The organism is Trichloromonas sp., assembly GCF_041583255.1.
Lineage (GTDB): Bacteria > Desulfobacterota > Desulfuromonadia > Desulfuromonadales > Trichloromonadaceae > Trichloromonas.
The window spans coordinates 1-8,632 of record NZ_JBFHGD010000138.1 but is presented as its reverse complement, the minus strand read 5'-3'; the positions used below and the strand labels follow the sequence as shown (position 1 = coordinate 8,632).

Below are 8,632 nucleotides of genomic sequence, written 5' to 3'. Positions count from 1 at the left end.
TGGAAATGGTGATCGATTTCTTCTCGACCGCCGACAGGGGGCAGGGCGCATCCGCCCGGCCCGCCAGATCAGCGCGGCCGAACTCCGCCTGACGCCCGGTGGTATCTCTGCCTGCGCGGCCGACCGCGCAGCGCCGGATCGTCGGAAAGGGAACTGGGTGCCTTGGCGACGCACACCGGCAGCCCTGAGAGCCCCAGCCGTTCGACCTGCAGCAAATCTTTTTCCGCCTGCCGGGTGAAGGCGACATCGTCGGCTCCGTAGATTTCCCGGCAGATGATACGCACCTTCTCGACCACCGGCAGGTCAAGGGGATAAAGCGGTGCAAAGGGTTCGCTGTCCGCGGCCACGGCCATCACCAGCCGGGCCAGCTCGAGGGCCCCGGCACCGCCATCACCATGATGGGTACAGAGGGCGAAGGGAACCGCCTGCTCCCGGCAGCGGGCCCGGACCAGGGCGACTTCGGCTTCGCTGTCGCCGGCAAACCGGTTGAGCGCCACCACCGGCCGCTTGTTGAACTTGCCGACGTTTTCGATGTGCTTGTCGAGGTTGGCGAGCCCCAGGAACAGCGCGTCAAGGTCTTCCTCCCCCAACTCGGCCTTATCCCTGCCGCCGTGCATCTTGAGCGCCCGCACGGTGGTGACCAGCACCACCGCCACCGGGTCGAGGTTGGCCAGCCGGCACTTGATATCGAAAAATTTTTCTGCCCCCAGGTCGAAACCGAAGCCGGCTTCGGTAATCACCCAGTCGGCATGGTGCATCGCCATCCGGGTCGCCGCCAGGCTGTTGCAGCCGTGAGCGATATTGGCAAAAGGGCCGCCATGAATGAATGCCGGCGTCCCTTCCAGGGTCTGTACCAGGTTGGGATGGATCGCGTCGCGCAGCAGTGCCAGCATGGCGCCGGTCACCTGCAGCTGGCTGGCCCGAACCGGCTCGCCGCCGTAGCTGAAGGCGACCAGGGTCCTGTCGAGACGCCGCCGCAGGTCGGCCATATTTTCGGCCAGGCAGAGCATGGCCATCACCTCGGAAGCCGCGGTGATGTCGAAACCGCCCTCCCGGGGGATGCCCTGCCCCTTGCCGCCAAGGCCGACCACGATGTGGCGCAGGCTGCGGTCGTTCATGTCCATGACCCGGCGCCAGACCACCTGACGGGGATCGATGCCGAGCTCGTTGCCGTGGTAGATGTGGTTGTCAATGGCGGCGGAAAGGAGGTTGTTGGCACTGGTGATCGCGTGAAAATCGCCGGTGAAGTGCAGGTTAATGCGGTCTGCCGGCATGACCTGGCTGTAGCCGCCGCCGGTGGCGCCCCCCTTCATCCCCAGGCAGGGGCCGAGCGAGGGCTCGCGCAGGGCCAGGCAGACCGACTCCCCCAGGCGGGAAAAGGCCTGGCCAAGACCGATGCTCGTGGTGGTCTTGCCTTCGCCGGAGGCCGTGGGCGTGGTGGCCGACACCAGAACCAGCCGCCCCTTGCGGGAAGACGGTTGGCTCAGGGCGCGCAGATGAACCTTGGCCAGGTGCCGCCCGCAGGGGAGCAGATCGTCTTCGCAAATACCAAGGGACGCGGCAATCTCGCCGATCGGGCGGGGACTGAACTTGCTGGCGATTTCAACATCGCTTGGCATGGGAAAACCCTCCCAGAATCCTTCAAATCGGCACAAATTCCAATACCGAAAGTTTACCATCCGGGCAGACGAAAACCAGCCGGCAGCCGCGGAAGATGGCGGCCCCAGATCCGGCTATCAATCTCCGCAGGAGAGATTAGAAACGCGTAACATGGCGCCGCATCAGCAAAAACTCCTTGACTAGCAACGGATTCCCCCTTATTTTATCACCTGTCTTTAATCCCCCATTTCACAGGAGTCTCATCATGAAAAAACTGCTTGTTGCTGCAATGCTCGTCGCTTTCGCCGCCACCGCTGCCCTGGCTACTGACACCGTCGTTATGGAAGCCAAGAACGGCAACGTCACCTTCAACCACAAAACCCATGCCGACCAGCTCGGCTGCGAAGCCTGCCACCAGGGCGAGCCGGCCATGATCGAGCTTGACAAGAACTCCGCTCACGCCCTGTGCAAAGACTGCCACAAGGCCCAGAGCGGCCCCACCAAGTGCGGCGACTGCCACAAGAAGTAATCGCAACCCGCACTTTTGGGTCACATGACCTCGCAACACTGACAAGCCCCGCCCTTCAAGGCGGGGCTTGTTTATTTCTACGAACCAGCCGGGAACCAAAACGGCATTCATTTTGCTCATTGAGAGGCGTGGGCCCGGCGCCCCTATCCGCCACATCCGCTCAACAGACGCATCCGCTTGAGCCGCGTGAAATGATCAAGACCCGGCAGGTTAAGCCTTTTCGCCGGTACCGCTTCTGATTTTCAGTCTATTCGCGAAAGGAGGCTGGGAATGCTGCCTCGAAGAGACCCCCATTCACCAAGGTTCGGCATGATCGCCGTCAAGCTCGGGTACATCACCCCGACCCAGCTGCGCCAGGCGATGATCCGACAACTGGATGACGACATGGAAGGGCGTCCGCACCGCCTGCTCGGGGACATCCTGCTCGAGTTCGGCTGGATTTCCGCGCAACAGCGCGACGAGGTTCTGGAAAAAACCCGGCGCTGCTACGGCTGCACGGAAACGACGTAACCGGCGGCGCTGCCAGGGAGAGCAGGCGCAGCCCTAGCGTACCGTCCCCAGGTAGCGGTAGAGGATATCGTCCCACCAGGGGGAGTTGATTTTCTCCAGCAGGATGCGGTTGACCGATTCGCGCAGGGGACTGCCCGCCGGCAGGCCGATCCCGTAATCCTGGCGCTCGAACACCTTGGGCAGCACCATGACCGAACCATCGCCGTTCACCGCCAGGTCGCGAAGGATCGGCAGATCGTAGACCACCGCATCGACCTTGCCTGCCGACAGGGCCGCCACGGCAGCCGCCGGGTCAGGATAGTGGCTGTAGGCGATATGTTCCCGTTCCAGGTAGGCGGCGCTGGTCGAAGAGGGGACGCTGGCCACCCTCACACGGGCCAGATCCTCGGGGCCCCGAATTCTTGATTCGAGGCGGCTGACGGTCAATGACGAGGTGATCGCCGCGGTAAAGCTGGAAATGATAATGATCGCCGCGAACATCCAGATCATGGCCACCAGTCGCCCCCCGAGCGAGGCGGGAGCCTTGTCGCCGTAACCGACCGTGGTCATGGTCACCGCCGACCACCAGAAACCGGAACCGATCCCCTTCAGCACCCCGCCGCCGAACTGGTCCGGATTTTTCCGGCGCTCGAACAGCCAGACGAGAAAACCGAACAGCAGCAGCACCAGCCCGAGAGAACCGACCCCCTTGAGAAACTCAGGGGAGAAGAACCGTTCGAGAACCTGCAGCCAGCCCCCCGTGTCATCGGCCAGAACCGCGATGCCGAGCCCCGAAGTGTGAAACGGATGGCTGAAATCCATCATTTCCTCGCGCCGCGCGGTGATGGTCAGGGCCGCCACCGCGGCATCGAGAGAGCCGTCCTGCAGCCCCTCCAGCAGTCCGGCCAGATCCCGTTCTTCGAATTCGTACGACAGGCCGGCATCGGCGGCTATTTCACGCCAGAGCTCGATGCTCATGCCGCTCCATACCCCCTGATCGTTCTTGACCGCAAAAGGCGGCGCCACCTTGGTGCCGACCACCAGGCTGTGCAGGCCGTCCTCCCCGGAGAGACCGAAGGTGAGGCCGGGATACGCCAGCAGAAGCGCCAGCAATGAAATCTTGAACCACTTGAACATGGAGACCTCCTGCAATAATAGGACAGGGAATCGTGTCGGCTACAGAAACACCTGAACAAAAAAATGGCCAGGAGCATCCCCGGCCTTGACTTGCAATTGTCCTGTGGATCACTTATCCGTTCCGGGAGGACGGCGCCGTTTTTCCGGGCCGTTGAACCGGGGGGAAAAATGGGTTCTTACCGACTCGCTGGTCGCCTCAACCCACCCGGAAGCACGCCTGAAGTGGGTCACCTCTCCGGACTTGATCAACTTACCCAGCAGGGCAGCGGGAACCTTGCGGAAGCTGCCATCTGCGTACCTGACCAGAATCATCATCCGAACCTCCCATTCAAGAGCTATTCTCAGTGTAAAGATTATACGCTCCACACCTGGATGACAAGCGTTTAGTCGAAAACTTTCCATTAGTTATCCATAACCGAGGATGGACGGATCGACAAAACGGGAGTAACATTTCAGTAATGAAAAAGGACGTCCCCGTGACCATCGGGGCGTTGCCCAACATCCTTTCAAGGAGCATTTCCATGTCCAAGAAGGTCATTCGAACCAACCCGAAAAAAATCGGCGCCTCCCCCGGCTCCCTGATTCATGTCGGTGAGCGCAAAGTCGACTCAGCGCAAATCTCACTGATTGAATACAACACCGAAAAATTTTCGGAAAAAGCCGTCGCATCAATCGATGAGTGCATTGCCGCAAAAGACGACCAGTCCGTCAAGTGGATCAATATCGACGGCATCCACCAGGTGGACATCCTGGAAAAATGCGGTTCCTGCTTTGACCTGCACCCGCTGGTTCTTGAAGACGTCCTGAATACCGGACACCGCCCCAAATTCGAAGAGCATGACGATTATCTTTTCCTGGTGCTGAAAATGCTCCTCCTCCCCGAAGACCAGAGCGAGATCCACACCGAACAGATCAGCCTGGTCGTCAAGAACGGGCTGGTCATTTCCTTTCAGGAGCAGGCCGGGGATGTATTCGACGGGGTGCGGAACCGGATCCGCACCAATCGCGGGCGGGTCCGCAAGCGGGGCGCCGACTATTTGGCCTACACGCTGCTCGATTCGATCATCGACAACTATTTCGTGATCCTGGAAAAGGTCGGCGAAGAAATCGAGGAACTCGAGGATGAACTGCTCGCCAACCCTGGTCCGGCCACCCTGCACAAAATCCATAACCTCAAGCGCGAAATGATCCTGCTGCGCAAATCGGTCTGGCCGCTGCGCGAGGTCATCAGCGGGCTGCAACGCTGCGAATCCCCTTTGCTCGCCGAAGGGACCGAAATTTTCTTCAAAGACATCTACGACCACACGATCCAGGTGATCGACACGGTGGAGACCTTTCGCGACATCCTTTCCGGCATGCTCGACCTCTACCTCTCCAGCATCAGCAACCGGATGAACGAGGTCATGAAAGTGCTGACCATCATGGCGACCATCTTCATCCCGCTGACCTTTATCGCCGGGATCTACGGGATGAATTTTGACCACATGCCCGAACTCCATTGGCAATGGGGTTATGCCGCTTTCTGGATCATTATTTTGCTCGTCGCGGGAGCGATGGTCGCGTTCTTCAAGAAGAAGAAATGGCTTTGACCACCATCAGGGGGCTCAGTCTGCCGGCTCGCTGATGCCGCAGAAGGCGTAACCCTTGCCGATGACCGCATCACCGGAAGACTCGAAGAACGAAGCGATAATCCTTCACCGCGCGGCAGGGCTTCAATGCGGATCAGGCTGGGCATGCCCCCCAAAGGACCTTGTCGGAAAGCTTTTTATGTGTATCCTTTAACAAGAGGACATCCAGAAAGATTCCTTTTCGTATCGCCGCTTTTACGGATGCAAAAGGGCGTGCCATGGCGGTAACCAAAAAAATCTACCTGAATCCGACCCCGGTGCGCATCTGGCACTGGCTGCATGCGCTGGGGGTGGTGACCCTGGTACTGACCGGGATCCAGATCCGCTTCCCCGAATACATCAACCTGTTCGGCTCCTACAAGGCGGCCATCCGCCTGCACAACACGGCCGGCATCGTCGTAACCCTCTCGTTTGCCCTCTGGTTGCTCTATTATGCCGTTATCGCCGGCACCCTGGCCAAGCTGTACGTACCCGGCAAGGAAGACCTGCAGAAGGGGCTCTGGCGTCAGGGGCTCTATTACTTCTTCAATTTTTTCCGCGGGCGCGAGAACCCGCATCATGCCACCCCGGAAAACAAGTTCAACGCCCTGCAGAAATCGGCCTACATGGTCATCATGCTGATGCTGGTGCCGCTGGTGATTCTCACCGGGCTGGGGCTGCTGTACATCCAGCCAGCCTGGAATCTCGTCCACCTGTTCGGCGGCCTAAAGCTCATGGTCAACCTGCACTTCCTGGCCGCCTGCGCCCTCTGCGCCTTCGTCATCACCCACGTCTACCTGGCCACCCTCGGCCCCACGCCCTGGGCACACTTCAAACCGATGTGGGACGGTTGGGAGGAAATTGAAGAGAAACACTAGCGTCCCACCTCAGCCCGTCACCGGCAGAAGGGTGTCGCCATGGCCGCCGACCGCAACAAATGCAACACGCCCTTGCCGATTCGATTATGGCACTGGCTGCATATCCTGGGCGTGCTGACCCTGATCCTGAGCGGAGCCCAGATCCGTTTCGCCGAATATGTCCACCTGTTCCCCAGTTTCCGCACGGCCATCAAAGTCCACAACGAAGCGGGGCTGCTGGTGACCGTCTCGTTTTTTCTCTGGTTTTTCTATTACACCACGCTGACCAGCAAGCTGGGCTCCACCTACCTGCTGCATAAAGGCGAAGTGCGCCACGGGCTGCGGCAGCAGATGGCCCATTATTTCGTCCACTTTTTCCGCGGCCGGCCCGACCCCCACCAGGCAACCCCGCAGAGCCGGTTCAACCCGCTGGAAAAAACCCTGTACATGCTGGTGATGCTGATCCTCTTTCCGCTCCAGATGATCACCGGCATGGCGTTGAAATCCCTCTATCCCCCCTGGAAAGTCATCGACCTGTTCGGCAGCATCAAGTTTCTCATGGGGCTGCATTTTCTGGGCGGCTGCCTGCTGTGTGCCTTCCTTCTCACCCACGTCTACCTGACGACCCTGAACAGCACCGCCTGGCCGTGGCTCCGAGTTATGTTCAAGGGCAGAGCAGCCATCGAAAAACAGTCCTGAAGCGAAGAAAGAAAAACTAGAAAGGCTTGAACAGCCGACAGAGTCGGTCCAGTTCAAGGGCCTCATTCTGAGGCGCGTAGCTATGCGGGCTGGGAATGGAAAGGGAGGCCAGAAGCTCCGGATCGTCGAGCAGGCGCCCGGCGGCGTGTTCAAACTCGCCGGCAGCCGAATACAGCAAACCATTGATTCCAGATTTGATGATCGCGGCGTTGCCGGGGATGTCACGGGCCAGCACCGCCCGGCCGAGCACCACTGCCTCGAGCAGGGCGTTGGGCAGCCCCTCGGAGACCGAGTTATTGACGATCACCTCGGCCTGGCGCATGGCGGCGGGCATCGCCTCGGCGGGGACGACGCCGAGGTAGCAAGCCCAGGGCCGCTCGGCCACGGCGGCCAGAAACCCGCGGCCGTAGTCGTCATCGAGGATCGGCCCGCAGCAGGCGAGGTGGAAATCATTGCGCCGGCGGGCCAGCGAATCGAACCGGTGGATGAGTTCGAGCACTCCCTTGACCGGCCTGACGCTGGCCGGGCAGAGAAACAGAAAACGATCCGCGGGGATGGCGTGGAGTTGCCGAAGGGCATACGGATCGGCGCCCAGCTCGATGCCGGGGGGCAGGTAATGCAGCCGCGGGGCCAGGTCGGGGCGCTCCCGGCGCAAAGTTTCACTCGTCAGCGGATTCTGGCTCACCACCGCGCCCGCCTGCCGCAGCACCTGCTCGATCAACGGCCCCTGATCGGGGTCGGCCATGCCGTGATGGACATCGGTGCCGGTCAGCACCACCATACACGGCTGCGGATGCCGCCGGGACACCTCCAGCCAGGGACGCCCGGTGCGGTAGGCGTGCAGCAGCACGACCAGATCGGGCACGAACGCCGCCACCGTCACCTCAAGCACCGAAGGGTCGAGAGGACAGTCGCACAGGGCCACGACATGCCCATGCCCCTCCAGTCCTCGCTGAAAACGGCGGCCGGTGACCCAGTTTCCGGTCGCCCGGTCCTGGCTGGGGATGGCGATCAGGATGCGCATGCGCAGGCTCCGAAAGTAGTCAGGTGGATTTGCCGGTCGGCGACCCGGCGGCGGATCGAGGCATCGATCAGCGCCTGCATCTCCCGTGCTCGCTCCACACCGGAGAAGGGCCGGTCGGGATCGACGAAGCCGGGGTGGATCATCAGCTCCCAGGTTCCTGCAGGAATCTGCTCGAGCAGCGCAACCAGCACCTGGCGATCGAGACGATCGAGGCAGGTCATCCCCCACAGCCCCTGCGGGGCAAACAGGCCGGAGGCGGCGACCAGCTCGGCGACGGCCGGCGCCAGGCTGCGGTAGAGAACCAGTTCGTCCCCCAGCGGCGGCGGCGGATCGTGCTGCGACGCCTCGGCCGGCAGCGGCAGGCGCAGGGCGCCTATCCCCTGCTGCCTGGCCAGCTCGATGACCAGTGCCGAAACGGAGGGAAAAAGCATGAAATGCTGGTGGGTATCGAGATGGTCCGGAACCAGGCCGGTCTGACACAGCCGATCGATCTGCGCCGACAGCTCCCGCCGCACCCCGTTCAGATCCAGCTGGCCTTGCGCCAGAATTTTACGCAGCTGCGGCTTGCCGGGAAAATCTCCCACCGAGTCGGTGAGCCCGCCAATGGCACCGGTCAACGCCCGCCCTTCGGACAGGTTGAGGTGCACCCCCAGCGGCAGCTCCATCCGCTTCGCCTCGCGGGCGGCGGCGA

Annotated in this window: 10 protein-coding genes; 5 read left to right on the top strand and 5 right to left on the bottom strand. The window is 61.3% G+C overall.

The features are described from left to right. Positions 1 to 68: 68 nt before the first annotated feature. Entirely contained in the window at positions 69 to 1,619 is a 1,551-nt protein-coding gene (locus ABYV89_RS11440) for a formate--tetrahydrofolate ligase (RefSeq protein WP_432823084.1), read from the bottom strand. A gap of 245 nt (positions 1,620 to 1,864) precedes the next feature. Between ABYV89_RS11440 and ABYV89_RS11435 the strand changes: the two genes are divergently transcribed. Together ABYV89_RS11435 and ABYV89_RS11430 are read left to right on the top strand one after the other, a co-directional pair. After that, positions 1,865 to 2,128, top strand: a complete 264-nt coding sequence (locus ABYV89_RS11435) for a cytochrome c3 family protein (RefSeq protein ID WP_432823083.1) — start codon at positions 1,865 to 1,867, stop codon at positions 2,126 to 2,128. A gap of 270 nt (positions 2,129 to 2,398) precedes the next feature. Beyond that, positions 2,399 to 2,638 carry a hypothetical protein gene (locus ABYV89_RS11430; RefSeq protein ID WP_432823082.1) on the top strand — a complete coding sequence of 80 codons (240 nt, stop codon included), beginning with the start codon at positions 2,399 to 2,401 and terminating at the stop codon, positions 2,636 to 2,638. 33 nt (positions 2,639 to 2,671) lie between these two features. Here the strand turns inward: ABYV89_RS11430 and ABYV89_RS11425 are convergent, their stop codons facing one another. After that, the gene (locus tag ABYV89_RS11425) at positions 2,672 to 3,754 is read right to left on the bottom strand and encodes a transporter substrate-binding domain-containing protein (RefSeq protein ID WP_432823081.1); all 1,083 of its coding nucleotides are present in this window, start codon (positions 3,752 to 3,754) and stop codon (positions 2,672 to 2,674) included. A 108-nt stretch (positions 3,755 to 3,862) separates the two neighbouring features. Continuing rightward, the gene (locus tag ABYV89_RS11420; protein WP_432823080.1) at positions 3,863 to 4,069 is read right to left on the bottom strand and encodes a GSU3473 family protein; all 207 of its coding nucleotides are present in this window, start codon (positions 4,067 to 4,069) and stop codon (positions 3,863 to 3,865) included. Positions 4,070 to 4,212: 143 nt separating this feature from the next. Here ABYV89_RS11420 and corA point away from each other — a divergent pair, with 143 nt between their 5' ends. The 3 genes from corA to ABYV89_RS11405 all read left to right on the top strand — a co-directional run bounded on the left by corA (position 4,213) and on the right by ABYV89_RS11405 (position 6,917). Further along, a complete protein-coding gene (gene corA, locus ABYV89_RS11415) occupies positions 4,213 to 5,343 on the top strand; it encodes a magnesium/cobalt transporter CorA (RefSeq protein WP_432823079.1) in 1,131 nt (376 codons plus the stop codon). A gap of 257 nt (positions 5,344 to 5,600) precedes the next feature. After that, positions 5,601 to 6,239 carry a cytochrome b/b6 domain-containing protein gene (locus ABYV89_RS11410; RefSeq protein WP_432823078.1) on the top strand — a complete coding sequence of 213 codons (639 nt, stop codon included), beginning with the start codon at positions 5,601 to 5,603 and terminating at the stop codon, positions 6,237 to 6,239. A gap of 39 nt (positions 6,240 to 6,278) precedes the next feature. Beyond that, complete coding sequence (locus ABYV89_RS11405) at positions 6,279 to 6,917, top strand: cytochrome b/b6 domain-containing protein (RefSeq protein ID WP_432823077.1); 639 nt, start codon at positions 6,279 to 6,281, stop codon at positions 6,915 to 6,917. Between the two features lie 16 nt (positions 6,918 to 6,933). Here the strand turns inward: ABYV89_RS11405 and ABYV89_RS11400 are convergent, their stop codons facing one another. Both ABYV89_RS11400 and ABYV89_RS11395 read right to left on the bottom strand, forming a co-directional pair. Then, on the bottom strand, positions 6,934 to 7,941 hold the full coding sequence (locus ABYV89_RS11400; RefSeq protein WP_432823076.1) for a glycosyltransferase: 1,008 nt from the start codon (positions 7,939 to 7,941) through the stop codon (positions 6,934 to 6,936). Next, a partial coding sequence (locus ABYV89_RS11395; RefSeq protein ID WP_432823075.1) for a carbohydrate deacetylase occupies positions 7,929 to 8,632 on the bottom strand: 704 nt, incomplete at its 5' end. The genes ABYV89_RS11395 and ABYV89_RS11400, both read right to left, overlap by 13 nt.

Coding starts and splice junctions, on each gene's coding strand:
- ABYV89_RS11425 (WP_432823081.1), bottom strand. CDS start 3,754: ATGTTCAAGTGGTTCAAGATTTCATTGCTGGCGCTTCTGCTGGCGTAT.
- ABYV89_RS11430 (WP_432823082.1), top strand. CDS start 2,399: ATGCTGCCTCGAAGAGACCCCCATTCACCAAGGTTCGGCATGATCGCC.
- ABYV89_RS11400 (WP_432823076.1), bottom strand. CDS start 7,941: ATGCGCATCCTGATCGCCATCCCCAGCCAGGACCGGGCGACCGGAAAC.
- corA (WP_432823079.1), top strand. CDS start 4,213: ATGAAAAAGGACGTCCCCGTGACCATCGGGGCGTTGCCCAACATCCTT.
- ABYV89_RS11435 (WP_432823083.1), top strand. CDS start 1,865: ATGAAAAAACTGCTTGTTGCTGCAATGCTCGTCGCTTTCGCCGCCACC.
- ABYV89_RS11420 (WP_432823080.1), bottom strand. CDS start 4,069: ATGATGATTCTGGTCAGGTACGCAGATGGCAGCTTCCGCAAGGTTCCC.
- ABYV89_RS11410 (WP_432823078.1), top strand. CDS start 5,601: ATGGCGGTAACCAAAAAAATCTACCTGAATCCGACCCCGGTGCGCATC.
- ABYV89_RS11405 (WP_432823077.1), top strand. CDS start 6,279: ATGGCCGCCGACCGCAACAAATGCAACACGCCCTTGCCGATTCGATTA.
- ABYV89_RS11440 (WP_432823084.1), bottom strand. CDS start 1,619: ATGCCAAGCGATGTTGAAATCGCCAGCAAGTTCAGTCCCCGCCCGATC.